Source organism: Pseudomonas sp. TE3644 (assembly GCF_056278815.1).
The window spans coordinates 5,765,208-5,791,210 of sequence record NZ_JBWBQF010000001.1 but is presented as its reverse complement, the minus strand read 5'-3'; the positions used below and the strand labels follow the sequence as shown (position 1 = coordinate 5,791,210).

The window sequence follows — 26,003 nt, the reverse complement described above, 5'->3', positions numbered from 1 at the left end:
AAACAGGGCCTGGCCGAGTGTGCGGCGGGCCTGTCAGTTCTCTACCACCGCTCGTGTTCGAGTGGGCAGGCCCGGCTTGCCCGCGCGGACCCGTGCGGCCCAGAAGTTCGTGAGCGTGCATGATGGATGGTATTTTCCTGCAACAAATGATCAACGGCCTGACCCTGGGTTCGGTCTACGGTTTGATCGCCATCGGTTACACCATGGTTTACGGCATCATCGGCATGATCAACTTCGCCCACGGCGACGTGTACATGATCTCTGCCTACCTGGCCGCCATCGGCCTGGCCGTGTTGTCGTTCTTTGGTGTCGAGTCCTTCCCTTTCCTGATTCTCGGCACGCTGGCGTTTACCATCGTCGTCACCGGGGTCTACGGTTTTGTCATTGAGCGGGTGGCCTACAAGCCCCTGCGCAACTCCACGCGCCTGGCGCCGCTGATCAGCGCCATCGGTATCTCGCTGATCCTGCAGAACTACGCGCAGATCGCCCAGGGCCCCAACCAGCAGGGCGTGCCCACGCTGCTCAGTGGCGGCTGGCGCTTCGACATCGGCACCGGCTTCGTGCAGATCACCTACACCAAGCTGTTCATCCTGGTGGCCGCGTTCGCCGGCATGGCCGTGCTGACCTACATCATCAAATACACCAAGCTGGGGCGCATGTGCCGTGCCACCCAGCAAGACCGCAAGATGGCCTCCATCCTGGGCATCAACACTGACCGGGTGATCTCCTACGTGTTCATCATCGGCGCGGCCATGGCGGCGCTGGCGGGGGTGCTGATCACCGTCAACTACGGCACCTTCGACTTCTACGCCGGCTTCATCATCGGCATCAAGGCCTTCACCGCCGCGGTGCTGGGCGGCATCGGCTCGCTGCCGGGGGCCATGCTGGGCGGGTTGATCCTGGGGGTTGCCGAGTCGCAGTTCTCCGGCCTGATCAACTCCGACTACAAAGACGTGTTCAGCTTCGCCCTGCTGGTGCTGATCCTGATCTTCCGACCCCAAGGCCTGTTGGGTCGACCACTCGTGGCGAAGGTGTAATTTATGTCTGGTGCCCCAATCAAACCCATCGATATCAAACAAAGCGTGATCGATGCAGTCATCGCCGGGCTGCTGGCGCTGATCGTGTTCGGCCCCATCGTCGGCGTGGTGCTGCAAGGCTACGAGTTCAACCTGGAACCCTCCCGCGTGGCCTGGCTGGTGGCGGCGGTGGTGGTCGGGCGCTTCCTGATCAGCCTGTTCCTGCAGACGCCCAAGGGCATCCGCATGTCCCAGGGCATGGAGCGCGGCGGTTCGGGCGTGCATGTGCTGGCGCCTGGGCACAAGTCGGCGCTGCGCTGGGTGATCCCGCTGGTGATCGTGGCGGCGCTGGTGTTCCCGGTGTTCGCCAACAAATACGTGCTGACCATCGTCATCCTCGGCCTGATCTACGTGCTGCTGGGCCTTGGCCTGAACATCGTGGTGGGCCTGGCCGGGTTGCTCGACCTGGGTTATGTGGCGTTCTACGCCATCGGCGCCTACGGCCTGGCGCTGGGCTATCAATACCTGGGCCTGGGCTTCTGGTCGGCGCTGCCGCTGGCGGCCCTGGCGGCGGCGTTGGCGGGGTGCATATTGGGTTTCCCGGTATTGCGCATGCACGGCGACTACCTGGCCATCGTGACCCTGGGCTTCGGTGAAATCATCCGCCTGGTGCTGAACAACTGGCTGTCGTTCACCGGCGGCCCTAACGGCGTGCCAGTACCGTCGCCGACCTTCCTGGGCCTGGAATTCGGGCGCAAGGCGAAGGAGGGCGGGGTGCCGATCCACGAGTTCCTGCACATCGACTACAACCCCAACCTGAAATTCGTGTTCATCTACGCCGTGCTGTTCCTGGTGGTGATCGGCGTGCTGTACATCAAGCATCGCCTGACCCGCATGCCGGTGGGCCGCGCCTGGGAAGCGTTGCGCGAGGACGAGATTGCCTGCCGGGCCATGGGCCTGAACCACGTGCTGGTGAAACTCTCGGCCTTTACCCTGGGTGCCTCCACGGCCGGCCTGGCAGGTGTGTTTTTCGCCAGTTACCAGGGCTTCGTCAACCCTACCTCGTTTACCTTCTTCGAATCGGCACTGATCCTGGCCATCGTGGTACTGGGCGGCATGGGCTCCACGGTGGGGGTGGTGATCGCCGCCTTCGTGCTCACCGTGGCCCCGGAGCTGCTGCGCTCGTTTGCCGAGTACCGCGTGCTGCTGTTCGGCGTGCTGATGGTGCTGATGATGATCTGGAGACCGCGCGGCCTGATTCGCATCAGTCGTACCGGTGTGGTTCCGCGTAAAGGAGTGGCGCCATGAGTGAATACGTACTCACGGTCGAAAAACTGATGATGCACTTCGGTGGCATCAAGGCCCTCAGCGATGTCAGCCTGAAGGTCAAACGCAATTCGATCTTTGCCCTGATCGGCCCCAACGGCGCCGGCAAGACCACGGTGTTCAACTGCCTGACCGGCTTCTACAAGGCCACCGGCGGGCGCATCGAGCTGGAAACACGCGGCATCAAGACCAACGTCATCAAGCTGCTGGGCGAGCCCTTCCAGCCCACCGACTTCGTCTCGCCGCGCAGCTTCGCCAGCCGCATGTACTACAAGATGTTCGGCGGCACCCACCTGGTCAACCGGGCGGGCCTGGCGCGCACGTTCCAGAACATTCGCCTGTTCCGGGAAATGTCGGTGGTGGAGAACCTGCTGGTGGCCCAGCACATGTGGGTCAACCGCAGCATGGTCGCCGGCATCCTCAACACCCGCGGCTACCGCCAGGCCGAGGAGGACGCATTGAACACGGCGTTCTACTGGCTGGAGGTGGTGGACCTGGTGGACTGCGCCAACCGCCTGGCCGGCGAGCTTTCCTACGGCCAGCAGCGCCGCCTGGAGATCGCCCGGGCCATGTGCACACGGCCGCAGGTGATCTGCCTGGATGAGCCTGCCGCCGGCCTCAACCCGCAGGAAACCGAAGCGCTGAGCGGCATGATCCGCCTGCTGCGCGACGAACACGACATGACCATCGTGCTGATCGAGCACGACATGGGCATGGTCATGGGCATTTCCGACCACATCGTGGTGCTGGACCACGGCAACGTGATCGCCGAGGGCGGCCCGGAGCAGATCCGTCACGACCCGAAAGTGATCGCCGCCTACCTGGGCGCGGATGAAGAGGAGCTGGTATGAGTAACCCGATCCTCGAACTGAAAGAGATCGACGTGTTCTACGGGCCTATCCAGGCCCTGAAGAAAGTTTCGATGCACATCAACGAAGGCGAGACCGTGAGCCTGATCGGCTCCAACGGCGCGGGCAAGTCGACGCTGCTGATGTCCATCTTCGGCCAGCCGCGCGCTGCCAATGGGCAGATCATCTACCAGGGCACCGACATCACCAAGAAGTCGTCCCACTACATCGCCTCCAACGGCATCGCCCAGTCGCCGGAAGGGCGGCGGGTGTTCCCGGACATGTCGGTGGAAGAGAACCTGCTGATGGGCACCATCCCCATCGGCGACAAGTTCGCTGGCGAGGACATGCAGCGCATGTTCGACCTGTTCCCGCGCCTCAAGGAGCGCCGCAACCAGCGCGCCATGACCATGTCGGGCGGCGAGCAGCAGATGCTGGCCATCGCCCGCGCGCTGATGAGCCGGCCCAAGCTGTTGCTGCTGGATGAGCCGTCGCTGGGGTTGGCGCCGATTGTGGTGAAGCAGATTTTCAGCACGTTGCGCGAGCTGGCCAAGTCGGGGATGACCATCTTCCTGGTGGAGCAGAACGCCAACCACGCGCTGAAGCTGTCGGACCGGGCCTACGTGATGGTCAACGGCGAGATTCGCCTCACAGGTACCGGTCAGGAGCTGTTGAGCAACGACGAAGTGCGCAACGCCTACCTCGGCGGCCACTGATGTAGCCGCTGCCGAAGGCTGCGCTGGTCCTTGTCCACACTGCAGATTTTCAGCGAGGCACAGCGCCAGCGCAGCCTGTCTGCAGCGGCTACAGGCATCTCAAAAAGGGTTTTCCACACAATTGTGGAAAACCCTTTTTCATTTCCCGCTGACTGCGACATAAAACCACCCCAATTCATGATTCTGTCACCTTATGCACTTGTCCCCGTTTATTGTGGAACTGGCTGTGGGTAACTTGGGTGTATGTGGTTGAAGGCCTTGATTGGCGTGGCCTGCAGGCATGTGGTTGTTTTTTGATCAGTGATTTATAGGTCGCCGTGAGCGCGGTTTGTCAAGCCCTTATCCACTGGCAAATACCGTTCATCAGAGGCATAAAAACCTGTGGATAACTCTGTGGGCAAGCCTTGGAAAGACCGCCCGAAGCAGCGTAGTTACTGGCCTGGCGCCATCCCTTCGGTTTTCCTGAATGCGTGGTTGCTGGCAGGGCTACCTGACTGCACGGTCAAGGTCAAGGCAAAAAGCCGTTACACAGGGCTACAGGCCCCGCACCGCAAGGCTTTGTCCACAGCGAAGTTGCCCACGGATACTGTGCAAGCCCCTGTGGATAAGGTGCGTAAAAGTCGACGCGGACCAGCTGCGACAAGGGTTTGCGAGCTTCGATCATTTTTTGATCAGTGCGCCCTTTTACTTGCCGTCCCGCCGTGGGGCGGGCATGCTTCGAAACGATCTTTTCCACACAGCCTTTCAGGAGCATGCAATGACTTCCACCGTGTTTATCACTGGCGCCACTTCCGGGTTTGGCGAAGCCTGTGCACGTCGTTTTGCCGAGGCCGGCTGGTCGCTGGTGCTGACCGGGCGTCGTGAGGAGCGCTTGAACGCGCTGTGCGAAGAACTCTCCAAGCAGACCAAGGTGCATGGCCTGGTGCTGGACGTGCGTGACCGCAAGGCCATGGAAGAAGCCATCGGCAACCTGCCGCCTGAATTCGCCAAGCTGACCGGCCTGATCAATAACGCCGGCCTGGCCCTGGGCATTGAGCCGGCGCCCAAGTGCGACCTGGACGACTGGGACACCATGGTCGACACCAACGTCAAAGGCCTGATGTACAGCACCCGCCTGCTGCTGCCGCGCCTGATCGCCCAAGGCCGTGGCGCCAGCATCGTCAACCTGGGTTCGGTGGCGGGCAACTACCCGTACCCGGGCAGCCACGTGTATGGCGCTACCAAGGCGTTCGTCAAACAGTTCTCGTTGAACCTGCGCTGCGACCTGCAGGGCACCGGCGTGCGCGTGACCAACCTGGAGCCGGGCCTGTGCGAAAGCGAGTTCTCGCTGGTGCGTTTCGGCGGCGACCAGGCGCGTTATGACGCGACCTACGCCGGTGCCGAGCCTATCCAGCCGCAGGACATTGCCGACACCATCTTCTGGATCATGAACACCCCGGCGCACGTCAACATCAACAGCCTGGAACTGATGCCGGTCACTCAGAGCTGGGCCGGTTTCGCCATCGAGCGCCCGCACAAGGCGTGATGCCTGGGTTCGCTGGAGATTTTCAGTGGGGCACAGGGCCAGCGCAGGCTAGCGCCAGCGGCTACATCCCGTAGCCGCTGCCGCCAGGCTGCGCTGGCCCTCGAGTCCCCTGAAAGTCTCCAGGGAATCAGATAGCCAGGCTCTCGTAGCAGGTAGCCAGGTGGTACGGCGTGGTGGACGGCATGTCCAGGCGCGTCACCACACCCGCGGCATCACGGCACTCATACCAGCCGCCTGCGTGCAGGAAGCGCTCGCGCAGCACCTGCAATTGCCCCTCCACATCCCCAGCGGCCCGCAGCGTCAACGCACGCAGGTACTCAGCCTGAGCCCAGATACGCTGAGTGCCGTCGCGTACACCGCCGTCCACGTCCAACATGGCCAGCACGCCGCCATCCTTCACGCCCATACGCTCGGAGGTTGCGAAGGCCCGGTCCAGCGAACCGTGCAGATCGCCCCCGCGCAGCAGCGCGGAAGACTCCAGCAGGTAGAACCACTCGAACTGATGCCCGGGTTCCCACCAGTTATCCACAGCACCGCACGGCTTCTCCATCAGAAAGCCCGACGCCGGGTCGACGAAGCGCGCCTGCATGGCTGTGCATAAGCCCAGCAGGGCTTGGCTGACGGCCTCATCGTCGCGCACGGCCAGCGTGGCCAGGAAGGCTTCGGCCAAGTGCATCAGCGGGTTCTGCAGCGGCCCTGCGCCCACCTCGGACCAGTCCTCGGCCAGCGTGGCCTCGTACAGCCCGTCACCTGTGGAAAACTGCGTGGCCACCACGCTCAGCGCGGCGTCCAGCACCGATTCGGCCAATGGGTCGCGGGACTTGTGCCAGTAATGCGCGCAGGCAAACACGATGAACGCGTGGGTGTAGAGATCCTTGCTGCGATCAAGCGGGCGCGCCTGGGCATCGATGCTGTAGAACCAGCCGCCATGCTCGGCATCGTGGAAATGCTTCTGCAGCGAGCGGAACAGCGCTGCGGCATGCTCGCGCGCGCCCGGTTGCTCAATCAGCCCCGAAAACAGATACAACTGCCGCGCACAGGCCATGGCCCGGTAGCGCTGCACGGGCATGGGCCGGTGCTGCGGGTCCAGGGCTTCGTAGGGCAGGGCCAGTTCGGCGTTCCAGCCCGGGCCTTGCCATAGCGGCACGATGGTCTTCAGGAAGTGCTCATGCACGGCGGTGAAGGTGGCTTTGGGGGAGTGATCGAGCATGAAAGGTGTCGTCAGAGGGGCGATTTGGGCGACATGGTAACAGGGGGCGGGCGCAGATGGGCAAAGCAAGGTTTGTAGCCGCTGCCGCCAGGCTGCGCTGGCCTGTCATTCACTGCAAATCTTCAGTGAGCTCAAGGGCCAGCGCAGCCTGGCGGCAGCGGCTACGGATCAGCCGGCGAGCAGCCAGGCGCCAGTCAGGGCAGACAGGGCGCCGGCGATGCGCACCAGAGGGCTGGCCGCTTGCGGCAGCAGGCGCACCGCGGCGTAGCCGACCGCGTGCAGTGCGGCGGTAGCGGCGACGAAGCCGGCCGCGTAAGCCCACGGGCTGGACATTTCCGGCAGCTCCAGGCCATGCGCCACGCCATGGAACAGCGCGAACAGCGCCGTAGCGGCGACCGCCAGGGCCACCGGTGGACGAATGGCCAGCGCCACGGCCAGGCCCAGGGCCAGTACCGAGGCGGCAATGCCGCTTTCCAGGCCCGGCAGTTCCAGGCCTTCAAAGCCCAGCAGGCCGCCAATCAGCATGGTGCCGACGAAGGTGGCGGGCAGGGCCCAGCGCGCCTTGCCGGTCTGCTGCGCGGCCCACAGGCCCACGGCCAGCATGGCCAGCAGGTGGTCGATACCGGTCAATGGGTGCAATACGCCGGCGACGATGCCGTGCTCGCCGTGGCCGGGGTGGGCGAAGGCCAGGGCGGGGGTGAGCAGCAGGGCGGCAGCGCCGAGGAGTTTTTTCAGGGTCATCTCTAAGCTTCCTTGTTGAACGTACGTGTAGGAGCGGACTGCGTCCGCGAACCAGGCGACGCGGTGTGTCAGCAAGTGCGCGGTGTAGCCTTCGCGGGCACGGCCCGCTCCTACAGGGGGACGGTGGTGGATGAGCAGATCCGGGTCAGGCTGCGGTCAGCAGCCCCTGGCGTTCGATGAAGGCGATGATGGCTTCAAGGCCCTGGCCGGTCTTCTGGTTGCTGAACACGAACGGCTTTTCACCCCGCATGCGCTTGGTGTCGCCGTCCATCATCTCCAGCGAGGCGCCTACCAGCGGTGCCAGGTCGATCTTGTTGATCACCAGCAGGTCGGACTTGCAGATGCCCGGACCGCCTTTGCGCGGCAGCTTGTCGCCAGCCGACACGTCGATCACGTAGATGGTCAGGTCCGACAGCTCGGGGCTGAAGGTGGCGGACAGGTTGTCGCCGCCCGATTCGACCAGGATCAGGTCCAGGCCTGGGAAGCGGCGGTTGAGCTGGTCCACGGCTTCCAGGTTGATGGAGGCGTCTTCGCGAATGGCGGTGTGCGGGCAGCCGCCGGTTTCCACGCCGATGATGCGCTCGGGCGCCAGGGCCTCGTTGCGCACCAGGAAGTCGGCGTCTTCGCGGGTGTAGATGTCGTTGGTGACCACGGCCAGGTTGTAACGCTCGCGCAGGGCCAGGCACAGGGCCAGGGTCAGCGCGGTCTTGCCGGAACCGACCGGGCCGCCGATGCCGACGCGCAGGGGCTGGGTATTCATGGTTGTCATCTCCTAGGAACGGAACAGGCGGCTGTATTGGCGTTCATGGGCCATGCTCGCCAGGGACAGGCCGAACGCGGCGCTGCCGTAATGGTGGGGGTCTAGTTCGCTGGCGTGCTGCTGGGCTTGCTGCAGCAGCGGCAGCAACTCGCTGGTCAGGCGCTGGGCGGCTTGCTGGCCCAGCGGCAGGGTTTTCATCAGCACCGCCAGCTGGTTTTCCAGCCAGCTCCACAGCCAGGCGGCCAGGGCGTCGGCCGGGCTGATCTGCCAGGCACGGGCGGCCAGCGCCCAGCCCAGGGCCAGATGCGGTTCGGGCGTGGTGGCGAGAAAGTCACGGGCAGGTGCATCCAGCTCGGGCAGGCCGTCGAGCAATTGCTTGAGCGAATAGCCCATTTGCCGGCTTTCCTGCGCCAGTTCTCGGGTTTCGCGGCTGGCGCGGTGCTGGTCGCTGAGGGTACGCAGGCTGGACCAATCGTTTGCCGCGGCGGCCGTGCAATGGGCCAGCAACAGCGGCGCCTCGAAGCGCGCCAGGTTGAGCAGCAACTGATCGCTGATCCAGCGCCGGGCGTCGTCGGCCTGTTTCACCGTGCCCTGTTCCACGGCCATTTCCAGGCCCTGGGAATAGCTGTAGCCGCCGATCGGCAGTTGCGGACTGGCCAGGCGCAGCAGGGCCCAGGCCGGGTTCACGTGCGCACGCCGAACTGGTGGAGTTTGGGTGCGTAGTTGAAGTCTTCTTCGCCGTGACGGGAATGGTGGTGGCCACCGCCGTAGGCGCCGTGCTCCGGCTGGAAGGGCGCTTGGATGGCTTCGGTGCTGGCGCCCAGTTGTTCGAGCATGGCCTTGAGCACGTAATCGTCCAGCAGGCGCAGCCAGCCATCCCCTACTTGCAGGGCTACGTGACGGTTGCCCAGGTGATAGGCGGCGCGGGTCAGTTCAAAGGCGTTGGCGCAGGTGACGTGCAGCAGGGCTTCGGGGCGGGCCACCACTTTGACGATGCGTCCGTCCTGGGCTTCCAGGCATTCGCCGTCATGCAGGGGCGGTTGGCCACGTTCAAGAAACAGTCCGACGTCTTCGCCGTCGGCACTAAAACAGCGCAGGCGGCTTTTGCTGCGCGCTTCGAAATTGAGGTGTAATTCGGCCGACCAGTCAGGTTTTGGTTCGGTTCTGCGGTGGATCACCAGCATTTTCAGGCATCCGGCTGAGTGCGATACTCTGCTGACAGCAAGTGTCTTGCCAACTTGCTAGCGCTGCAAATGCCGGCCTTGTGCCAGAAGATTGGGCAACGAAATGTTACAACTTGGTGCGCTGTCGCCTGTATGGCACCAACTTGGGTCAGCCGTCAATGCTGCTCAAGCCTTGCCAGTGTTTGGCGCCCATGAAGATGAAGCGCAACTGCTGCGTGATCTTCGCCTGGGGCGTCAGTTGCCGGGGCAGAGCGGCGGCGGGCGGGTCGATCAATTCGGGCAGGGTGGCGAAGACCGTCTTCACCACCAGGTCAGCCATGACCGCCAGGGCGGCGCCGTCCAGATGCTGCCATTTGGGCATCAGCGCAAGGTCGGCGGCCAGGTCCGAACTGATGCCGTCACGCAGGCACGTCAGTGCCTGGCGCACCGGGCGCGAGTCGCCGTATTGCTCACGGGCCAGGAACAGGAACTGCGAACGGTTGGCCGCCACACTGTCGAGAAAGATGCGCACCGAGGCATCGGTGAGCCCTCTGAACTCGAATTCATTGCGACGCACGCGGCGGATGGTTTCTCGGAAGGTCTCGCCCACTTCATTGACCAGGGCCAAGCCCAGCTGGTCCATGTCATCGAAATGCCGGTAGAAACCGGTGGGCACGATGCCCGCGGCCTTCGCCACTTCGCGCAGGCTGATGCTGCCGAAACCACGGCCAGCGTCGATCAACTGCCGGGCGGCGTCCAGGAGGGCGTGACGGGTCTGCTGTTTCTGTTCGGCGCGGGGCAACATGGTGCGGAATTCTGTGAAGGGCAGCGCAGCACTCTAGCAAATCGCGGGGAAAATCAAAGCCCGGTGCAGAGACCGGGCTTTTTTCAAGGCTACCAAGGCTTAGCTCGCACGGTTCAGGGTGCGATCGGAACCGTCCTGGGCGACGCGGATCAGGGTGCGGTCCGAACCGTCTTGAGCAACGCGATTCAGGGTGCGGTCCGAGCCATCTTGAGCAACGCGGTTCAGGGTGCGGTCCGAACCGTCTTGAGCAACGCGGTTCAGGGTGCGATCCGAGCCGTCTTGAGCAACGCGGTTCAGGGTGCGGTCCGAGCCGTCTTGGGCAACACGGTTCAGGGTGCGGTCCGAGCCATCTTGGGCAACACGGTTCAAGGTGCGATCCGAGCCATCTTGGGCGACACGGTTCAGGGTGCGGTCAGAACCGTCCTGAGCCACGATCACCGCAGCACTGTGCTGGGCGACTGGTTGTTGAACATTGCTGGCGGCGAATACGTTGGCGGCCAGTACAGAGAGGGTCAGGGTCAGCAGCAATTGGCGTTTCATGATTTGGCGCTCCTTTGGAGGGCTGAAAAGTGGGTACGAAGCCAATGCTACTCTCAGGAATTAGATATAAAAGTTCATATAGGTAATGGTAACAATCAACGGAATTGATTGTTTGCCGGCAACCTGTCTAATCAACGGCTTACAGCGGTTTTTTGTGCACCGTCGCGGTGAGCGGCCGGGGAAAATGCGCCACCGTGGAACGTTCGTCGATCGCTGTGTTCGCCGATTTCATCAATCCGGTTAAACCCCCAGGCTGTTTGCCAGTCCTAAGGTAATGCTGCAACCGAGCGGGCCGCCCCCGCTGTCACTTGGAGATTCGTGCATGACGCGCCCCCGCAAGATCCTGGCCTGGGTAGTCGCCACCTTCGTGGTGCTGATCGCAATACTGGTGGTGGTGATCGCCACCTTCGACTGGAACCGCGTCAAACCGACGCTGAACGCCAAGGTGTCCGAGGCGCTGCATCGACCGTTTGCCATCAATGGCAACCTCGACGTGCTGTGGTCGCGTGAACCGGAGGAGGGCGGCTGGCGCGCCTGGGTGCCTTGGCCGCACTTCGTGGCCGAGGACCTGACCCTGGGCAACCCTGAATGGTCCAAGCAGCCGCAGATGGTCGGCCTCAAGCGTGTTGAATTCCGCCTGTCACCGCTGCCCCTGCTGGCCCAGCACATCGTCATCCCGCGCATTGACCTGACCCAGCCCGACGCCAACTTGCAGCGCCTGGCCGATGGCCGTGCCAACTGGACCTTCGATTTCGGCCCCAAAGACCCCAATGCCGAACCGTCGAAGTGGGTGATGGACATTGGCTCCATCGGTTTTGACAAGGGCCACGTGGTGTATGACGACGTGACGCTCAAGGCCCACGCCGATGTGCTCATCGACCCGTTGGGCAAGCCGATCCCCTTCAGCGACATCGTCGGCAGCGGCGCGGCCAAGAAGGTCAGCGACCAGGGTGCCACCGCTCAGGACTATGCCTTCGGCTTCAAGGTCACGGGGCGCTACAAGGACCAGCCCGTAAACGGCACCGGCAAGATCGGCGGCCTGCTGGCCTTGCAGGACGCCGCCAAACCCTTCCCCGTACAGGCAGACGTGCGCATTGCCGACACCCACGTGGCCGTGGCCGGTACCCTGACCGATCCACGCAACCTGGGCGCGCTGGATCTGCGGCTGAAGCTGGAAGGCGCCAGCCTGAGCAAACTGTACCCGCTCACGGGCGTAACGCTGCCAGACTCGCCGCCGTATTCCACTGACGGTCACCTGCAGGCCAAACTGCACGAACCTGCCGGGGCGACCTTCGACTACCAGGATTTCAACGGCAAGATCGGTGACAGCGACATTCACGGCGACCTGAGCTTCGTGGCCAGCCAGCCGCGGCCCAAGCTGACCGGCAAGCTGGTCTCCAATCAATTGCTGTTCACTGACCTGGCGCCGCTGATCGGTGCCGACTCCAACGCCAAGCAGGCTGCGCGTGGCAGCGATAGCAAGCAACCGACGGGCAAGGTGCTGCCGGTTGAGGAGTTCCGCACCGAACGCTGGCGCACCATGGATGCCGATGTCGAGTTCACCGGCAAGAAGATTGTGCAGAGCAAAGAGCTGCCGTTTACCGACCTCTATACGCACTTGATCCTCGATGACGGCCAGTTGAAGCTTGAGCCGCTGCGTTTTGGCGTGGCCGGCGGCAACCTCGACGCGCAGATCAGCCTCAATGGCCGCACCACGCCCTTGCAGGGCCGGGCCAAGCTGACGGCACGGGGCTTCAAGCTCAAACAGCTGTTCCCGACGTTCGAACCGATGAAAACCAGTTTCGGCCAACTCAATGGTGATGCGGACATTTCCGGCACTGGCAATTCCGTGGCGGCCTTGTTGGGCACCTCCAATGGCGACCTGAAACTGTTGATCAATGACGGTGCCATCAGCCGCGGGCTGATGGAGATCGCCGGCCTGAACGTGGGCAACTACGTGATGGGCAAGATCTTTGGCGACAACGAAGTGAAGATCAACTGCGCGGCAGCCGACCTGGGTATCAAGGACGGCCTGGCAGCGCCACGGCTGTTCGTGTTCGACACCGAGAACGCGATCATCTACATCGACGGCACGGCCAACTTCAAGACCGAGCAACTGGACCTGAAGATCAACCCTGAATCCAAGGGCTTCCGCCTGCTGTCGCTGCGTTCGCCGCTGTACGTGCGCGGCCCGTTTGCCAAGCCAAGTGCTGGCGTGCAGGCGGTGCCGCTGCTGTTGCGTGGGGCGGGGATGATTGCGCTTGGGGTGGTGGCTGCGCCAGCGGCCGGCCTGTTGGCCCTGGTGGCGCCAAGTGGCGGCGAACCTAACCAGTGCACGCCGTTGCTGGAGCAGATGAAGGCCGGCAAAGCCCCGAAAACCGTCCCCAGCACCCGCTGAGACCCAAACGTAGCCGCTGCCGGCAGGCTGCGCTGGCCCTCGAGTACACCCTGGATGTAAAGGGTGGAGGGGAGGGCCAGCGCAGCCTGGCGGCAGCGGCTACGGGGTGGGGTTGAATCAGAGGCCTTCGAGGATATCCGCCATGTCGTCGGCGTGTTCTTCTTCCTGGGCCAGGATGTCTTCGAACACACGGCGCGTGGTGGGGTCCTTGTCACCGATATGCTGGATGATCTCCCGATAGCTGTCGATGGCGATGCGCTCGGCCACCAAATCTTCGTAGACCATTTCCTTCAAAGTGTTGCCGGGCTTGTACTCGGCGTGCGAACGGCTGCTGAGGCTGTCGGGGTTGAAGTCCGGCTCGCCGCCCAGTTGCACGATGCGCTCGGCCAGCTTGTCGGCGTGTTCGGCTTCCTGGGTGGCGTGCTCCAGGAATTCGGCGGCTGCCACTTGCGCCTTCACGCCCTTGGCCATGTAGTAATGGCGTTTATAACGCAGCACGCACACCAGTTCAGTGGCCAGCGAATCATTGAGCAGGCGAATGATTTCCTCGCGGTCACCCTCATAGCCTTCGGTCACCGCACCGTTGTCCACGTTCTTGCGAGCGCGTTCACGCAGGGTGTTCTTATCGATCAATTCAATAGTCATGAGCATCTCCAGGCTATACGGTTGGGGTCGTCAGGCTCTATCGCGCCCGTCATTCAACGGGCGCCCGGCGTGATCGGTTCAGAGGTTGTGAGTACGCGGCACGGCGGAAAGTTTTATCGGCGCGACGTCAGGGCATGGCTTTCACGTTGGCCGTGCGTTGCGCACAGGTCATGAAACCCTTGCTGTCGACATGGCCGCTGGCGTCGAAGGTGACGTAGTAGGCCTGCTGCTTGCCGTCGGTGTTGAGCACGTAGTTGTTGCAGGTACCGGCGCTGGTCTTGCCGTTGCCGTCCACCACCGAAGAAGGCGTGCCGCCGATGGCGATGACTTGCTGCATGGTCATGCCGTTTTCCACCTGTTTGACCAGGGGCTCGTTGCGGTAGGTGACGAAGTCCACCGGGTTTTCGACCTTGGAGTTGGCGCAGCCCGCCAGCGAAGCCAGTACGCACACTGCAGCCAGGGTTTGCTTGTACATAGGTGTCGCTCCTTCGAATGAGCCAATAGTGGCCCCGTAGTATTGGGGCAACGGCGCAACGCAGGAGTTCGATGTCAGTGCGCTAGTATTGGAACTTGCCCTCAAGGATGTCACCGCCATGAACCAGCCCGGCGCTACGCGCTACCCCATCATCCTTGTGCCCGGCATGCTCGGCTTCGTGCGGCTGCTGCTGTACCCGTACTGGTTCGGTATCGTGCGGGCGTTGCGTCGTGGCGGCGCGCAGGTGTTCCCGGTGCAGGTGTCGCCGATCAACAGCACCGAGGTACGCGGCGAGCAACTGTTGCTGATCATTCAGCGCATCCGTCACGAGACGGGCGCCGCCAGGGTCAACTTGATCGGGCATAGCCAGGGCGCGCTCACTGCGCGTTACGCCGCTGCGAAGCGCCCGGAATGGGTGGCCTCGGTTACTTCGGTGGCCGGGCCTAACCATGGGTCTGAACTGGCCGACTACCTGGAAAGACGCTACCCGCATAACTCGGTGGGCGGTCGCCTGCTGCATTTCGTGCTGTACCTGCTGGGCCTGCTGATGGGCGCCCTGGAGACCGGCTGGCGCGGGCCGATTCTGCCCATCGACGTGCACGGCTCCCATGGTTCGCTGACCTGCGCCGGGGTGGCGCTGTTCAACCAGCGTTATCCACAGGGCATCCCGGCTACGTGGGGCGGGCAGGGGGAGCCGGTGGTCAACGGCGTGCATTACTACTCGTGGTCCGGCGTGTTGCAGGCCCCGGGTGCAGATGGCGCAGGCAACCGCCTGGACGGTTCGCACCAAAGCTGCAAGCTGTTTGCCCGCACCTTCGTGCGCGAAGCCGGGCAGTGCGATGGCATGGTGGGGCGCTTCAGCTCGCACCTGGGCCAGGTGATTGGCGACGATTACCCCATGGACCACCTGGATATCGTCAACCAGTCCCTGGGCCTGGTGGGCAAGGGCGCCGAGCCGGTGCGGCTGTTCACTGAACACGCCGCACGGCTGGCAGGTGCAGGGCTCTAGGCGCGCCCCAGCGGGGTGGTCCAGCGCTCAGCCAGCACCACGCCGCCCAGGGTGAGCAGGCCACCGACCAGGTGGTACAGGCCCAGTTGCTCGTGCAGCACTGCCGCTGCGATCAGCGCGGTCACCAACGGCAGCAGGTTGAAGAACAGCGCCGTGCGGCTCGGGCCCAGGCGGCTGACCGCCTGCATCCAGGCCAGCGGCGCGATCATCGAGGCCAGCAGGCAGGCGTACAGCACCAGGCCGATATTGCCCGTGCCCAGGCCCACCTTGGGCGACAGCACATACAGGGGCAGCAGCACGATGATCGCCACCAATACCTGCAAGTACAGCAATTGCAGCGGCGGCAGGCGTAACTGCCATTTCTTCAGCAGGGTGCTGTACACCGCATAGGCCAGGGTGGCCAGCAGCATCATGGCGTCGCCGCGGTTAAGCCCGTGGGCCAGCAGATTGCCCAAGTGTCCGCCGGAGACGACCACCAGCACCCCGGCCAGCGACAGGATCGCGCCGAACATGGCCCCTGCGGTGAGGCGCTGGCCCAGGCTGATGATGGCCAGGGTCAGGGACATCAGCGGCATCAGCGACAGGATGATGCCCATGTTGGTGGCGCTGGTCAGCGCGGCCGCGAAATAGGCCAGGCTCTGGTATACGGCCATGCCCAGCAGGCCGAGCACGAAGATTTTGCCCAAGTGGGGGCGGATGACGCTGCGATTGGCCCAGACCTTGGGCAGCAGGAACGGGGTGAACAGCACGGCGGCCAGTACCCAGCGGTAAAAGCCGATTTCGGCGGGGAAGATGGCACCAACGGCCATCTTGTTGATCACGGTGTTGCCGGCCCAGATCAGAATGGCCAACAACGGAAACGCGTATTGCATGGGGAACGCCTGTCAGTCGATAAGGCGCGATTATCCCTGCATGTGCGCCGTTGCACCTACTGATAACCGGTCAACCGACCCCACAAACCCGACACATCCCGGGTTGGCGGGCGTGTTACAAACTTTGTCTACACTTCAGGTCAATGCCGCGCGGCCCAGCGCGGCGCCAAGGAGAAAACTCCATGAAAATGCTCCACGCGCCTCTGCTGGTGCTCGGCCTGCTGCTGTGTTCGCAAGGTTTCGCCGCCACCGCGCAACAGAACAAGATGACCACCTGCAACGCCGACGCCACTGCCAAGAGCCTCAAGGGCGATGAGCGCAAGACCTTCATGAGTACCTGCCTGAAAGCCACGCCTGCGGCCGCTACCAAGACCCTGACCCCACAGCAGCAGAAAATGAGCACCTGCAATGCCTCGGCCAAGACCCAGAACCTGGCCGGGGATGCGCGCAAGACCTTCATGAGCACCTGCCTGAAGAAATAACCCCGTAGCCGCTGCCGCCAGGCTGCGCTGGCCTTCGAGTACACTGCAGACCTCCAGTGTGGCACATGGCCAGCGCAGCCTGGCGGCAGCGGCTACGCGGTGCCAAGGAGCACTGGCCCTGCCAGGCGAAGGCTGGCAGACTGCCGGTCCTTTCATGTGTTACATGTTCGAGGCTGTATGCCAACGTTTTCCCAGCGTCATGTGTTATGGGCCAGCCTGATCATCGTCTTTGGTGGTCTGTTGCTGGTGATGCCCCTGCGCCTGTTGCCCAGCCTGCTTGCAGGCCTGCTGGTATACGAACTGGTCAACATGCTCACCCCCAAGCTTGAGCACCTGATCTCGGGGCCGCGCGCCCGCTGGGTGGCGGTGGCGCTGCTGGGCACGGTGATTGTCAGTCTGCTGGCAGTGGTGTTTGCCCTGGCCATCAGTTTCCTGATGCACGAGGCCGAAAACCCCGGTGCCTTCCTCGACAAGTTCATGGACGTGGTCAATCGCGCCCGTGGGCAACTGCCGCCGTCGATCGATGCTTATTTGCCGGCCAACGTGACGGAATTCCGTTCGGCGATCAGCGACTGGGTCAGCAAGCACCTGGCGGAACTGCAACTGGTGGGCAAGGATGCGGTACGCACCTTCGTGACCTTGCTGATTGGTATGGTGCTGGGCGCCATTGTTGCCTTGAACCGTATCCCGCCCGAGGCACAGACCAAGCCCCTGGCCGGCGCCCTGCTGGTACGCCTGACCCTGCTGGTACAGGCCTTCCGCAACATCGTCTTCGCGCAGATCAAAATCGCCGCACTGAATACCGTGTTCACCTCGGTGTTCCTGCTGGTGATCCTGCCGCTGTGCGGCATCAAGTTGCCCCTGCACAAAACCATGGTGGTGCTGACCTTCATCCTCGGCCTGCTGCCGGTGATCGGCAACCTGATCTCCAATGCGTTGATTACCACCATTGCCCTGTCGGTATCGATCTGGGTGGCGGCGGCTGCATTGGGCTGGCTGATTTTGATCCACAAGCTGGAGTACTTCCTCAACGCCCGCATCGTGGGCAGTCAGATCAGGGCCAAGTCGTGGGAATTACTGCTGGCGATGCTGATTTTCGAGGCGGCGTTCGGGTTGCCGGGGGTGGTGGCGGGGCCGGTTTACTACGCGTATCTGAAAAGCGAACTGCGGCGCGCCGAGCTCGTGTGATGTAGCCGCTGCCGAAGGCTGCGCTGGCCCTTTCATACGCGGTGATTTCAGCGTTGAAAACCAGGGCCAGCGCAGCCTGCGGCAGCGGCTACAGGTGTCAGCCGTAACGCTTGCGCGCTTCAATCGCCAAACCGCTACCAATGCTGCCAAAGATGTTCCCTTCCACATGCCGCGCATTGGGCAGCATCGCCGCCACGCTGTTGCGCAGCGCCGGGATACCGCTGGAACCACCGGTAAAGAACACCGTATCCACCTGCGCCACGCCTACGCCGGCATCGCTCAGCAACTGGGTAACGCTGCCACGCACGCGCTCCAGCAGGGTGTCGATGGACGACTCGAACAGCGCACGGGTCATGTCCACACTCAGGCCCGGCTCGATGCGGTCCAGCGCTACCAGGCGGTTGTCGGCATGGGTCAGCTGGATCTTGGTTTCTTCCACTTCCATGGCCAGCCAGTGGCCGGCGCGCTGGTCGATCAGCTTGAACAGGCGGTCGATGCCGTCGGTGTCTTCGATGTCGTAGCGCATGCTGCCCAGGGCCAGCTGGGATTTCTGCGAGTACACCGAGTTGATGGTGTGCCAAGTGGCCAGGTTCATGTGGTGGCTGGTGGGCATGAAGGCACCGCTTTTCATGCGGCTGCCGTAGCCGAACAGCGGCATCACGCCCTGCAGGCTCAGCTGCTTGTCGAAGTCGGTACCGCCGATGTGCACGCCGCCGGTGGCCAGGATGTCGCTGTGGCGGTCGTCCAGGTTGTGACGCTCGGGGGCCAGGCGGATCAGCGAGAAGTCGGAGGTACCACCGCCGATGTCGACAATCAGCACCAGCTCTTCGCGCTGGATGCTCGACTCGTAGTCGAAGGCTGCGGCGATAGGCTCGAACTGGAATGACACTTCCTTGAAACCGATTTTCTTCGCCACGTCTTCCAGGGTGTCCTGGGCTTCCTGGTCGGCCGCCTTGTCGTCGTCGACGAAATGCACCGGGCGGCCCAGCACCACTTCGTCGAAGGCGCGGCCAGCATCGGCTTCGGCGCGCTTTTTCAACTCGCCGATGAACATGCCCAGCAGGTCCTTGAATGGCAGCGCGGTACCCAGCACGCTGGTGTCGTGCTTGATCAGCTTGGAGCCCAGCAGGCTCTTGAGCGAGCGCATCAGGCGCCCTTCGTAGCCTTCCAGGTACTCGTGCAGCGCCAGGCGGCCGTACACCGGGCGGCGTTCCTCGATGTTGAAGAACACCACCGACGGCAGGGTGATCTTGCCGTCTTCCAGCGCAATCAGGGTGTCGACGCCCGGACGGTGCCAGCCGACAGTGGAGTTGGAGGTGCCGAAGTCGATGCCGCAGGCGCGGGCCGGGGTTTGGTTGGTCATGTCGTTGCCGGATTCTGTGCAAAAAACGGCCGCGCAGTTTATGCCAGTGGCAGCGATAATCAAGGCCATCGCTGCTTTAATTGCCGCGCGGTCACACCTTGAAACCGGGCATGCGGCCCCCAATCTTGCAGTCATTCCTCACGACTGCGCCCACGGCCCTTCAACAAAGCCTGCCGGCAGTCGATAAACTTACACCTCATCGCCGGGTCTCTACACTATGTGGAATGACCTCGCGATCCCGATAAACGGATGGTGATCCTTAGATGGACTTCAAAGACTACTACAAGATATTGGGCGTGGAGCCGACGGCGGACGACAAGGCGATCAAGACCGCCTATCGCAAGCTGGCACGCAAATATCACCCCGACGTCAGCAAGGAAAAGAACGCCGAGGACAAATTCAAGGAGGCCTCCGAGGCCTATGAAGCGCTGAGCAACCCGGAAAAACGCGCCGAGTACGACGAAATCCGCAAGTACGGCCAGCACGGCCGTCCGTTCCAGGGCCCGCCAGGCTGGCAGGGCCGCGGCGGTGGCGGTTTCGAGGAAAGCGCCGGCGACTTCTCCGACTTTTTCAGCTCCATCTTCGGTTCGTCCGGGCGTGGCGGCAATGGCAACCCCTTTGGCCGCGGCCAGCAACGCAGCGCCGGGAGGCGAGGACAAGACGTGGAAATGGAACTGGCGATCTTCCTTGAGGAAACCCTGGCCACCGAATCGAAGCAGATCAGCTTCCAGGTGCCGCAGCACAACGCGGCTGGCCAGCAGACGGGCCATACCACCAAGACCCTCAACGTCAAGATCCCGGCCGGTGTCACCGACGGCGAGCGCATCCGCCTCAAGGGCCAGGGCGCGCCGGGCGTGGGTGGTGGCGCCAATGGCGACCTGTACCTGATCGTGCGCTTTGCCCCGCACCCGATGTTCGATGTGGAAGACCATGACCTGATCATCACCGTGCCCCTGGCGCCGTGGGAAGCGGCGCTGGGCACCAAGGTGGCGGTGCCGACCCTGACCGGGCGCATCAACCTCACCATCCGCCCCGACAGCCAGAGCGGCCAACGCCTGCGCGTGAAGGGCAATGGCCTGCAGCGCAAGCAGGGCGAGCGCGGTGATCTGTACGCACAGCTGAAGGTGGTGATGCCACCGCACGCCGATGAAGCCACCCAGGCACTGTGGAAAACCCTGTCGGAGAAAGCGGCCTTCGACCCACGCGCCAACTGGAGTCGTTAATCATGAGCAGCCCCCTGTACGTTCAACTGGATATGCACAGCTTCTGTCAGGCCGTCGACTTGTCGCCGGCCTTCGTGATCGAGATCGTCGAGCACGGCATTGTCGAACCACAGGGGCGAACGCCGGATGAATGGCTGTTCGATGACCACGCGCCGGGCATCGCCCGCCGCGCGGCCAAGTTGCATCACGACCTTGAGCTGGAATGGGAAGGCGTGGCGCTGGCGCTGGAGCTGCTGGAAGAGGTCCACGACCTGCGGGCCGAGAACGCCATGCTGCGCCAGCGCCTGGGGCGGTTTTTGCAAGGCTAGAAAATGGTTTCCTCGTCTATCAGGGCCTCCAGAGTACCCATCTCCAGCAGTACGTTGGCGCGGATGGGGGCCATCTCCGTTTTCAGCACCTCGCCCTTGTCCAGGCTCAAGCGCGGTACCAACCCGCGATCAATGTCCTTGACCCGCAGGCTGACGCTGCCCGTCAGGTCCGCAAGCCCTGGCGTGCCTTTGAATGTGCAGGCGCGGGTCTGATCCAGCAAGGCTATCCATTTGCCCTCGGGGTTTCCCGCCTGGTGCGCTTCGATGCGTTTGAAGGCGTAGTAGGCCCGCATGCGCCGCGCGGTGTTGGCCGGCACATCGGTCAGGCCTTGGCCGGACAGGCTGGCGGCGCAGTCCAGGGCCTTGAGCTTGATGCCCTGGCGTCGAGCTTCGGTTACGACCCTATAGGGCGTGTAGCGGCCCAGGTCGAGTAGTTCGCTGCGGTTGTTCATCCGTTTGAGTTGTTTTTCCAGTTCCCGTGGCATGCTGTTGGTATTCCAGTACTGGTCCAGCAGCTGTTGATGCAGGTCGTTGGCCAACCCCTCGATGTACAGCGTATCCACCCCATCCTGCTTGAGTTGCGCCATGTACTTGATCAGGAACTTGCGCCCGGCCATGCCACTGCGCGAGTCACCCAGTACCAGCCCGTAGGCATCCGAATACACTTCCTCCAGGAAGCGTGAAGGGGTCATGTTGCGGGTGATGACGGGTACCGCCGGCACGTCGCGGGCCGGCGGGGCGTCGAAGAATTCATTGGCCTGGCGTGCCAGCGCCTTGCGCAGGTTGACCAGCTCGCTGCGGGCACTGCTGAACACCCCGTCCAGTGCCGCGTTCATGAAGTTGTCGGCGTCGCGACCAATCAGGATTTCGGCCATGTCGTGATAACTCTTGGACACGTCCAGTTGCCGCAGTTGCAGGCTCAGCCGCCGTGCCTTGGCCAGTGGGTGCGCCGGATCGGTTGGCGTATGCAGCACCTGCTGCACGGGCGCGGTGACGCGCATCACGAAGGGCTCCCACTTGCCGCGCCAGTTGCGCTCCACCGGCCAGCTGCCGTACAGGCTGGCGGGGTTGGCCGGGTCGACGATTACCCAGCGCTCCAGCAGCTCGATATAGCGCACTTGATAGACCTGCCCGGCCATGCGGATGTACGAATGGGTTTCGTCCTGCTGATACACACCGCGACGTATGCCAACGCCCTGGGGGAAGGGCTCCGGATCAAGGTCCACGGCCAGGGCGCGCAAGGCCGGGTGGCTGTCCGGCACCGGTTCGACGCTGGCTACCTCGGTAGCCAGCAGCTCCTCGCCCAGGCCCAGGTCGGCGAACTCGCTCAAGGCGCTGTCCCCGGTGCTCTTGAGCAGTGGAACATCCAGCAGAATGGTCACTGCGTCCAGTACCGCGGCGCGGAACCCGGCCTGGCGGGACGCTCTGTCTTTACCATGCACCGCCTTGGCCAGGTGCGAGCCGAAACTCAACGAGCCCGCTGCCACTGTCACCAGGGCAATGGCCGGGTCACCCGGGGCCAGGGGGGCGGTGATGCGCACCAACGCATCCAGGTCTACCAGGAACAGCTCCTTGCGCAGCTCATAGTTGCTTTGCAGCAGCACGCGGGCGTCCTGTTTCAATCGCATCGCTACCTGTTCGAACAGAAAGGTGAACACATCACCCTGCAGCGTCTGGGTATTGACGTTGAGCAGCTGCTGGTCGGCACGCCAGGGGGTGGTGCGGATACGTTCCATGATCGGCAACAGCACCGAGCGTGGCGCTACGGTTGGGTCGTCGGGGTTGGCGAAGTGCTCCAGCAGGCGATCACGGGTGTAGGCATCGGCAGCGGTATCGCGCAGCCAGTCGTACATTTCCTGTTCATTGTGGAATACCTTGAACCAGCCGGGCGCCATGTACAGGATCTCGTGCTGGTCCTGGGTTTTGATGCGCAGGATGTCCCGTGCGCTCAAGTCGCCCAGGCTGAAGGTATGGACTGTGGCCAGCTTGCGGGCAGTGAACTCGGTGTCCAGGTTTTGCACACTGGGCGGCATGCCGGTGGTACCGGCCACCGTGTTGATGACCGTCTTCAGCTGGTTGCGGCTCAGGGAGCCGGCGTTGTAGGCGCGCCAGCTGAATGCGAAAAACAACACCTTGAGCAGCAGCCGGCCATCGCGGCCGCAGCGTTGCAGAAAGCCGTCCAAGCGCTTGTTGTAGTAGCTGGAAAAATCCGTGGCCCAGAACTCGTGCATGATCGAGGACGGTGCCAGCAGCACCTCATTGGTTTCGTCGAAGCGGGTGGCGTCCTTGGTGGTGTAGAAGCCTGACATCTGGTCCAGCAGGTCGAAGTTGACCTGGTAGAACATGTCGAAGCGGCGCAACACCAGTTCGGTCATGCTGATGGCTTGCTTGGGTGGCCCGAAGTGTTGCTGGCCAGTATGGGTGAGTGGGCTGTTCTGGGCGTTGTCGAAGTCCAGCCAGTACACCTGGTCGGGGTCCAGGTTCTGGTCGGTGTGGAACTTCAGCAGCTTGATCGCCCAGTCTCGGGCGCAGGTGCGCACGTCCGGGAAGTTTTCGTAGTAGCGGTCGGCGATGGCGCCGATTTCCTTGAGGGTGACTGCGTGGGCAGCGGACATGTCCGGCTCCTGGTGGGTAGGGAAGCCGGTACTCTAGGAAACCGCAGGGGGGGCCTGGCGGTAGATAGTTAGCGGGGGCTGGCGCGCAGCCCCCGCCGGGGTCAGAACAGGAAGTAACGCTGGGCCATGGGCAGCGTGTCCGCCGGTTCGCACCACAGCAGCACGCCGTCGGCCTTGACCTGATAGGTCTGGGGGTCGACGTCGATCGCGGGCAAGTAGCCGTTGTGGATAAGATCGGTCTTCTGCACGGTGCGGCAGCCCTTCACCACGCCAATCTGCTTCTTCAGCCCCAGCTGCTCGGGTACGCCGGCGTCCAGCGCTGCCTGGCTGATGAAGGTGATGCTGGTGGCATGACGCGAGCCGCCGTAGCTGGCGAACATGGGGCGGTAGTGCACCGGCTGCGGGGTGGGGATGGAGGCGTTGGCGTCGCCCATCAGGCTGGCCGCGATGGCGCCGCCCTTGAGGATCAGCGTCGGCTTGACGCCGAAGAACGCTGGGCGCCACAGCACCAGGTCGGCCCATTTGCCGATCTCGATCGAGCCCACTTCATGGCTGATGCCGTGGGTGATGGCCGGGTTGATGGTGTACTTGGCGATGTAGCGCTTGGCGCGGAAGTTATCGTTGCCGGCCACGTCCTCGGCCAGCGGGCCGCGTTGCTTTTTCATCTTGTCGGCGGTTTGCCAGGTGCGCGTGATCACCTCGCCCACGCGGCCCATGGCCTGGCTGTCGGAGCTGATCATGGAGAACGCGCCCAGGTCATGCAGGATGTCTTCGGCGGCGATGGTCTCGCGGCGGATGCGGCTTTCGGCGAAGGCAACGTCCTCGGCAATGCTGGGGTCCAGGTGGTGGCACACCATCAGCATGTCCAGGTGTTCGTCGATGGTGTTGCGGGTGAACGGCCGGGTCGGGTTGGTGGAGCTGGGCAGCACGTTGGGGAAGCCGCAGGCTTTGATGATGTCGGGGGCATGGCCGCCGCCGGCGCCTTCGGTGTGGTAGGTGTGGATGGTGCGGCCCTTGAACGCGCCCAGGGTGGTTTCCACGAAGCCGGACTCGTTGAGGGTGTCGGTGTGGATGGCCACTTGCACGTCGTACTGGTCGGCCACGCTCAGGCAGTTGTCGATGGACGCCGGGGTGGTGCCCCAGTCTTCGTGCAGCTTGAGGCCAATGGCGCCGGCTTTCACCTGTTCGATCAACGGCTCGGGCAGGCTGGCGTTGCCCTTGCCGGTGAAGCCGATGTTCATCGGGAACGAGTCGGCGGCCTGCAGCATGCGCGCCATGTGCCACGGCCCCGAGGTGCAGGTGGTGGCGTTGGTGCCGGTGGCCGGCCCCGTGCCGCCGCCGATCATGGTGGTAACGCCGCTCATCAGCGCTTCTTCGATTTGTTGCGGGCAGATGAAGTGGATGTGCGTGTCGATGCCGCCGGCGGTGAGGATCATGCCTTCACCGGCGATGACTTCGGTGCTGGCGCCGATGGCGATGGTCACGTCGGGCTGGATGTCGGGGTTGCCGGCCTTGCCGATGGCGGCGATGCGGCCGTCCTTCAGGCCCACGTCGGCCTTGACGATGCCCCAGTGGTCGATGATCAGGGCGTTGGTGATCAGCGTATCCACCACCTCGGCGGCCAGCAGTTGGCCCTGGCCCATGCCGTCACGGATTACCTTGCCGCCGCCGAATTTCACTTCTTCGCCGTAGGTGGTGAAGTCCTTTTCCACTTCGATCCACAGGTCGGTGTCGGCCAGGCGCACCTTGTCGCCGACAGTGGGGCCGAACATGTCGGCGTAGGCTTGTCTTGAGATTTTCATTGTCTGCCTTTGGGAATTCGGTGTGCTTGAGACCGTTCGCTTCGCTCACTTTCGCGGGCACGGCCTGCTCCTACAGAGGCACCGCTGTACCTGTAGGAGCGGGCCGTGCCCGCGAAAAGAGCAACGCCGAAATTACAGGTCGCCCATGATGCGGCCGGCGAAGCCGAACACGCGGCGGTTGCCGGCCAGGTCCACCAGTTCCACTTCGCGGCTCTGGCCCGGCTCGAAACGCACGGCGGTGCCGGCCGGGATGTTCAGGCGCATGCCGCGGCTGGCGGCGCGGTCGAAGGTGAGGGCGTCGTTGGTTTCGAAGAAGTGGTAATGCGAGCCCACCTGGATGGGCCGGTCGCCGCTGTTGGCCACGGTCAGGCTGAGGGTGCGGCGGCCGACATTGAGCTCGATGTCGCCGGGCTGGATCTGGTATTGGCCAGGGATCATTCAGGCCTCCTTAAAGGGTCTTGTAGAAAAACGCCGTGGCGGTGTATTCGCCGTCCGGGCGGCTGGCGAAGCCGGGGATCTGCCCGGCGCGCTTGTAGCCCTGGGACAGATAGAACGCCTCGGCGGGCGAGCCGGCCTCGGTGTCCAGGTGCAGCAGGCCGCGCTTGTACTGGCGCGCGGCAACTTCCACCGCTTCCATCAACTGCTGGCCCATGCCACGGCGCTGGGCGTCGCTGCGTACCATGAGCTTCTGCACCTCGGCACGGTTCAAACCGTTCACGCGCTTGCAGAACACCAATTGCGCGCTGGCCAGCACTTGCTCGTCACGCACTACCACCCACAGCACCAGGTCATTGATGGCGATGCGGTTCTTCACTTCGTCGAGGTAACTGTTGGCCTCATGGGCGTCCAGGTCGGTCAGAAAACCGATGGACGCCCCCTGCTTGATCGAGTCCAGCAGCAACTCGACCAGGCCCTGGCGGTAGTGGGCAAAGCTTTCAACGGTGACGCGGCGCAATTGGGCGGCATTCATGGC

The 26,003-nt window shown here is 63.3% G+C and carries 26 protein-coding genes; 11 read left to right on the top strand and 15 right to left on the bottom strand.

Going from position 1 to position 26,003, the window contains the following annotated elements:
• The first annotated feature begins 122 nt into the window (after window positions 1-122).
• The 5 genes from ACZ9GA_RS25645 (at window position 123) to ACZ9GA_RS25625 (ending at window position 5,431) form a co-directional block, all read left to right on the top strand.
• A complete protein-coding gene (locus ACZ9GA_RS25645; protein ID WP_457363649.1) occupies window positions 123-1,037 on the top strand; it encodes an ABC transporter permease subunit in 915 nt (304 codons plus the stop codon).
• 3 nt (window positions 1,038-1,040) lie between these two features.
• Complete coding sequence (gene livM / locus ACZ9GA_RS25640; protein ID WP_455925285.1) at window positions 1,041-2,324, top strand: high-affinity branched-chain amino acid ABC transporter permease LivM; 1,284 nt, start codon at window positions 1,041-1,043, stop codon at window positions 2,322-2,324.
• Entirely contained in the window at window positions 2,321-3,193 is an 873-nt protein-coding gene (locus ACZ9GA_RS25635) for an ABC transporter ATP-binding protein (RefSeq protein ID WP_457359862.1), read from the top strand. The genes livM and ACZ9GA_RS25635 overlap by 4 nt, the downstream gene beginning before the upstream one ends.
• Window positions 3,190-3,906 carry an ABC transporter ATP-binding protein gene (locus ACZ9GA_RS25630; RefSeq protein ID WP_027979688.1) on the top strand — a complete coding sequence of 239 codons (717 nt, stop codon included), beginning with the start codon at window positions 3,190-3,192 and terminating at the stop codon, window positions 3,904-3,906. The genes ACZ9GA_RS25635 and ACZ9GA_RS25630 overlap by 4 nt, the downstream gene beginning before the upstream one ends.
• A 757-nt stretch (window positions 3,907-4,663) precedes the next feature.
• Window positions 4,664-5,431 (top strand): SDR family oxidoreductase, encoded by a 768-nt coding sequence (locus ACZ9GA_RS25625; protein WP_457359864.1) that lies wholly within the window; start codon window positions 4,664-4,666, stop codon window positions 5,429-5,431.
• 127 nt (window positions 5,432-5,558) lie between these two features.
• Here the strand turns inward: ACZ9GA_RS25625 and ACZ9GA_RS25620 are convergent, their stop codons facing one another.
• From ACZ9GA_RS25620 to ACZ9GA_RS25590, 7 genes are all read right to left on the bottom strand, one after another.
• On the bottom strand, window positions 5,559-6,641 hold the full coding sequence (locus tag ACZ9GA_RS25620) for an AGE family epimerase/isomerase (RefSeq protein ID WP_457359866.1): 1,083 nt from the start codon (window positions 6,639-6,641) through the stop codon (window positions 5,559-5,561).
• A 168-nt stretch (window positions 6,642-6,809) separates the two neighbouring features.
• Window positions 6,810-7,382 carry a HupE/UreJ family protein gene (locus ACZ9GA_RS25615; protein ID WP_457359867.1) on the bottom strand — a complete coding sequence of 191 codons (573 nt, stop codon included), beginning with the start codon at window positions 7,380-7,382 and terminating at the stop codon, window positions 6,810-6,812.
• 145 nt (window positions 7,383-7,527) lie between these two features.
• A complete protein-coding gene (gene ureG, locus ACZ9GA_RS25610) occupies window positions 7,528-8,142 on the bottom strand; it encodes an urease accessory protein UreG (RefSeq protein WP_457359869.1) in 615 nt (204 codons plus the stop codon).
• Window positions 8,143-8,154: 12 nt separating this feature from the next.
• Window positions 8,155-8,829 (bottom strand): urease accessory protein UreF, encoded by a 675-nt coding sequence (locus ACZ9GA_RS25605; RefSeq protein WP_457359871.1) that lies wholly within the window; start codon window positions 8,827-8,829, stop codon window positions 8,155-8,157.
• Window positions 8,826-9,326 carry an urease accessory protein UreE gene (gene ureE / locus ACZ9GA_RS25600; protein WP_457359873.1) on the bottom strand — a complete coding sequence of 167 codons (501 nt, stop codon included), beginning with the start codon at window positions 9,324-9,326 and terminating at the stop codon, window positions 8,826-8,828. The genes ACZ9GA_RS25605 and ureE overlap by 4 nt, the downstream gene beginning before the upstream one ends.
• 148 nt (window positions 9,327-9,474) lie before the next feature.
• Entirely contained in the window at window positions 9,475-10,110 is a 636-nt protein-coding gene (locus ACZ9GA_RS25595; protein WP_457359875.1) for a TetR family transcriptional regulator, read from the bottom strand.
• A gap of 99 nt (window positions 10,111-10,209) precedes the next feature.
• Window positions 10,210-10,650, bottom strand: coding sequence for a phage infection protein (locus tag ACZ9GA_RS25590; RefSeq protein WP_457359876.1), 441 nt, complete (start codon window positions 10,648-10,650; stop codon window positions 10,210-10,212).
• 322 nt (window positions 10,651-10,972) lie between these two features.
• Between ACZ9GA_RS25590 and ACZ9GA_RS25585 the strand changes: the two genes are divergently transcribed.
• Window positions 10,973-13,048, top strand: coding sequence for an AsmA family protein (locus tag ACZ9GA_RS25585; protein ID WP_457359877.1), 2,076 nt, complete (start codon window positions 10,973-10,975; stop codon window positions 13,046-13,048).
• Window positions 13,049-13,165: 117 nt separating this feature from the next.
• Here ACZ9GA_RS25585 and ACZ9GA_RS25580 read toward each other — a convergent pair whose 3' ends face one another.
• A complete protein-coding gene (locus ACZ9GA_RS25580; RefSeq protein WP_457359879.1) occupies window positions 13,166-13,693 on the bottom strand; it encodes a ferritin-like domain-containing protein in 528 nt (175 codons plus the stop codon).
• A 127-nt stretch (window positions 13,694-13,820) separates the two neighbouring features.
• A complete protein-coding gene (gene osmE, locus ACZ9GA_RS25575; protein ID WP_457359880.1) occupies window positions 13,821-14,168 on the bottom strand; it encodes an osmotically-inducible lipoprotein OsmE in 348 nt (115 codons plus the stop codon).
• Between the two features lie 118 nt (window positions 14,169-14,286).
• Here osmE and ACZ9GA_RS25570 point away from each other — a divergent pair, with 118 nt between their 5' ends.
• Entirely contained in the window at window positions 14,287-15,177 is an 891-nt protein-coding gene (locus ACZ9GA_RS25570) for a lipase family alpha/beta hydrolase (RefSeq protein ID WP_457359881.1), read from the top strand.
• Here the strand turns inward: ACZ9GA_RS25570 and ACZ9GA_RS25565 are convergent.
• Entirely contained in the window at window positions 15,174-16,049 is an 876-nt protein-coding gene (locus tag ACZ9GA_RS25565; RefSeq protein WP_457359883.1) for a DMT family transporter, read from the bottom strand. The genes ACZ9GA_RS25570 and ACZ9GA_RS25565 overlap by 4 nt on opposite strands.
• 182 nt (window positions 16,050-16,231) lie before the next feature.
• Between ACZ9GA_RS25565 and ACZ9GA_RS25560 the strand changes: the two genes are divergently transcribed.
• Both ACZ9GA_RS25560 and ACZ9GA_RS25555 read left to right on the top strand, forming a co-directional pair.
• Window positions 16,232-16,531 (top strand): PsiF family protein, encoded by a 300-nt coding sequence (locus ACZ9GA_RS25560; protein ID WP_457359885.1) that lies wholly within the window; start codon window positions 16,232-16,234, stop codon window positions 16,529-16,531.
• A gap of 177 nt (window positions 16,532-16,708) precedes the next feature.
• Entirely contained in the window at window positions 16,709-17,719 is a 1,011-nt protein-coding gene (locus ACZ9GA_RS25555; protein ID WP_457359887.1) for an AI-2E family transporter, read from the top strand.
• A gap of 97 nt (window positions 17,720-17,816) precedes the next feature.
• Here ACZ9GA_RS25555 and ACZ9GA_RS25550 read toward each other — a convergent pair whose 3' ends face one another.
• Window positions 17,817-19,082 (bottom strand): Hsp70 family protein, encoded by a 1,266-nt coding sequence (locus ACZ9GA_RS25550; RefSeq protein WP_457359889.1) that lies wholly within the window; start codon window positions 19,080-19,082, stop codon window positions 17,817-17,819.
• A 263-nt stretch (window positions 19,083-19,345) separates the two neighbouring features.
• On the opposite strand from ACZ9GA_RS25550, the gene cbpA reads away from it, so the two are divergent.
• Window positions 19,346-20,305, top strand: a complete 960-nt coding sequence (cbpA, locus tag ACZ9GA_RS25545) for a curved DNA-binding protein (RefSeq protein WP_457359891.1) — start codon at window positions 19,346-19,348, stop codon at window positions 20,303-20,305.
• 2 nt (window positions 20,306-20,307) lie between these two features.
• Window positions 20,308-20,613 (top strand): chaperone modulator CbpM, encoded by a 306-nt coding sequence (locus ACZ9GA_RS25540; protein ID WP_455925265.1) that lies wholly within the window; start codon window positions 20,308-20,310, stop codon window positions 20,611-20,613.
• Here the strand turns inward: ACZ9GA_RS25540 and ACZ9GA_RS25535 are convergent.
• The 4 genes from ACZ9GA_RS25535 to ACZ9GA_RS25520 all read right to left on the bottom strand — a co-directional run bounded on the left by ACZ9GA_RS25535 (window position 20,610) and on the right by ACZ9GA_RS25520 (window position 26,000).
• Complete coding sequence (locus ACZ9GA_RS25535; protein ID WP_457359893.1) at window positions 20,610-23,228, bottom strand: dermonecrotic toxin domain-containing protein; 2,619 nt, start codon at window positions 23,226-23,228, stop codon at window positions 20,610-20,612. The two genes, ACZ9GA_RS25540 and ACZ9GA_RS25535, sit on opposite strands and share 4 nt — an antisense overlap.
• Window positions 23,229-23,329: 101 nt before the next feature.
• Complete coding sequence (ureC, locus tag ACZ9GA_RS25530) at window positions 23,330-25,030, bottom strand: urease subunit alpha (protein WP_457359895.1); 1,701 nt, start codon at window positions 25,028-25,030, stop codon at window positions 23,330-23,332.
• Window positions 25,031-25,162: 132 nt separating this feature from the next.
• Complete coding sequence (locus ACZ9GA_RS25525) at window positions 25,163-25,468, bottom strand: urease subunit beta (protein ID WP_455925262.1); 306 nt, start codon at window positions 25,466-25,468, stop codon at window positions 25,163-25,165.
• 10 nt (window positions 25,469-25,478) lie between these two features.
• A complete protein-coding gene (locus ACZ9GA_RS25520) occupies window positions 25,479-26,000 on the bottom strand; it encodes a GNAT family N-acetyltransferase (RefSeq protein ID WP_457359897.1) in 522 nt (173 codons plus the stop codon).
• Between the last annotated feature and the right edge of the window lie 3 nt (window positions 26,001-26,003).

Bases quoted from the DNA above. Each gene is read 5' to 3' on its own strand.
- ACZ9GA_RS25645 (WP_457363649.1), top strand. From the start codon at position 123: ATGGATGGTATTTTCCTGCAACAAATGATCAACGGCCTGACCCTGGGT.
- livM (WP_455925285.1), top strand. From the start codon at position 1,041: ATGTCTGGTGCCCCAATCAAACCCATCGATATCAAACAAAGCGTGATC.
- ACZ9GA_RS25635 (WP_457359862.1), top strand. From the start codon at position 2,321: ATGAGTGAATACGTACTCACGGTCGAAAAACTGATGATGCACTTCGGT.
- ACZ9GA_RS25630 (WP_027979688.1), top strand. From the start codon at position 3,190: ATGAGTAACCCGATCCTCGAACTGAAAGAGATCGACGTGTTCTACGGG.
- ACZ9GA_RS25625 (WP_457359864.1), top strand. From the start codon at position 4,664: ATGACTTCCACCGTGTTTATCACTGGCGCCACTTCCGGGTTTGGCGAA.
- ACZ9GA_RS25620 (WP_457359866.1), bottom strand. From the start codon at position 6,641: ATGCTCGATCACTCCCCCAAAGCCACCTTCACCGCCGTGCATGAGCAC.
- ACZ9GA_RS25615 (WP_457359867.1), bottom strand. From the start codon at position 7,382: ATGACCCTGAAAAAACTCCTCGGCGCTGCCGCCCTGCTGCTCACCCCC.
- ureG (WP_457359869.1), bottom strand. From the start codon at position 8,142: ATGAATACCCAGCCCCTGCGCGTCGGCATCGGCGGCCCGGTCGGTTCC.
- ureE (WP_457359873.1), bottom strand. From the start codon at position 9,326: ATGCTGGTGATCCACCGCAGAACCGAACCAAAACCTGACTGGTCGGCC.
- ACZ9GA_RS25595 (WP_457359875.1), bottom strand. From the start codon at position 10,110: ATGTTGCCCCGCGCCGAACAGAAACAGCAGACCCGTCACGCCCTCCTG.
- ACZ9GA_RS25590 (WP_457359876.1), bottom strand. From the start codon at position 10,650: ATGAAACGCCAATTGCTGCTGACCCTGACCCTCTCTGTACTGGCCGCC.
- ACZ9GA_RS25585 (WP_457359877.1), top strand. From the start codon at position 10,973: ATGACGCGCCCCCGCAAGATCCTGGCCTGGGTAGTCGCCACCTTCGTG.
- ACZ9GA_RS25580 (WP_457359879.1), bottom strand. From the start codon at position 13,693: ATGACTATTGAATTGATCGATAAGAACACCCTGCGTGAACGCGCTCGC.
- osmE (WP_457359880.1), bottom strand. From the start codon at position 14,168: ATGTACAAGCAAACCCTGGCTGCAGTGTGCGTACTGGCTTCGCTGGCG.
- ACZ9GA_RS25570 (WP_457359881.1), top strand. From the start codon at position 14,287: ATGAACCAGCCCGGCGCTACGCGCTACCCCATCATCCTTGTGCCCGGC.
- ACZ9GA_RS25565 (WP_457359883.1), bottom strand. From the start codon at position 16,049: ATGCAATACGCGTTTCCGTTGTTGGCCATTCTGATCTGGGCCGGCAAC.
- ACZ9GA_RS25560 (WP_457359885.1), top strand. From the start codon at position 16,232: ATGAAAATGCTCCACGCGCCTCTGCTGGTGCTCGGCCTGCTGCTGTGT.
- ACZ9GA_RS25555 (WP_457359887.1), top strand. From the start codon at position 16,709: ATGCCAACGTTTTCCCAGCGTCATGTGTTATGGGCCAGCCTGATCATC.
- ACZ9GA_RS25550 (WP_457359889.1), bottom strand. From the start codon at position 19,082: ATGACCAACCAAACCCCGGCCCGCGCCTGCGGCATCGACTTCGGCACC.
- cbpA (WP_457359891.1), top strand. From the start codon at position 19,346: ATGGACTTCAAAGACTACTACAAGATATTGGGCGTGGAGCCGACGGCG.
- ACZ9GA_RS25540 (WP_455925265.1), top strand. From the start codon at position 20,308: ATGAGCAGCCCCCTGTACGTTCAACTGGATATGCACAGCTTCTGTCAG.
- ACZ9GA_RS25535 (WP_457359893.1), bottom strand. From the start codon at position 23,228: ATGTCCGCTGCCCACGCAGTCACCCTCAAGGAAATCGGCGCCATCGCC.
- ureC (WP_457359895.1), bottom strand. From the start codon at position 25,030: ATGAAAATCTCAAGACAAGCCTACGCCGACATGTTCGGCCCCACTGTC.
- ACZ9GA_RS25525 (WP_455925262.1), bottom strand. From the start codon at position 25,468: ATGATCCCTGGCCAATACCAGATCCAGCCCGGCGACATCGAGCTCAAT.
- ACZ9GA_RS25520 (WP_457359897.1), bottom strand. From the start codon at position 26,000: ATGAATGCCGCCCAATTGCGCCGCGTCACCGTTGAAAGCTTTGCCCAC.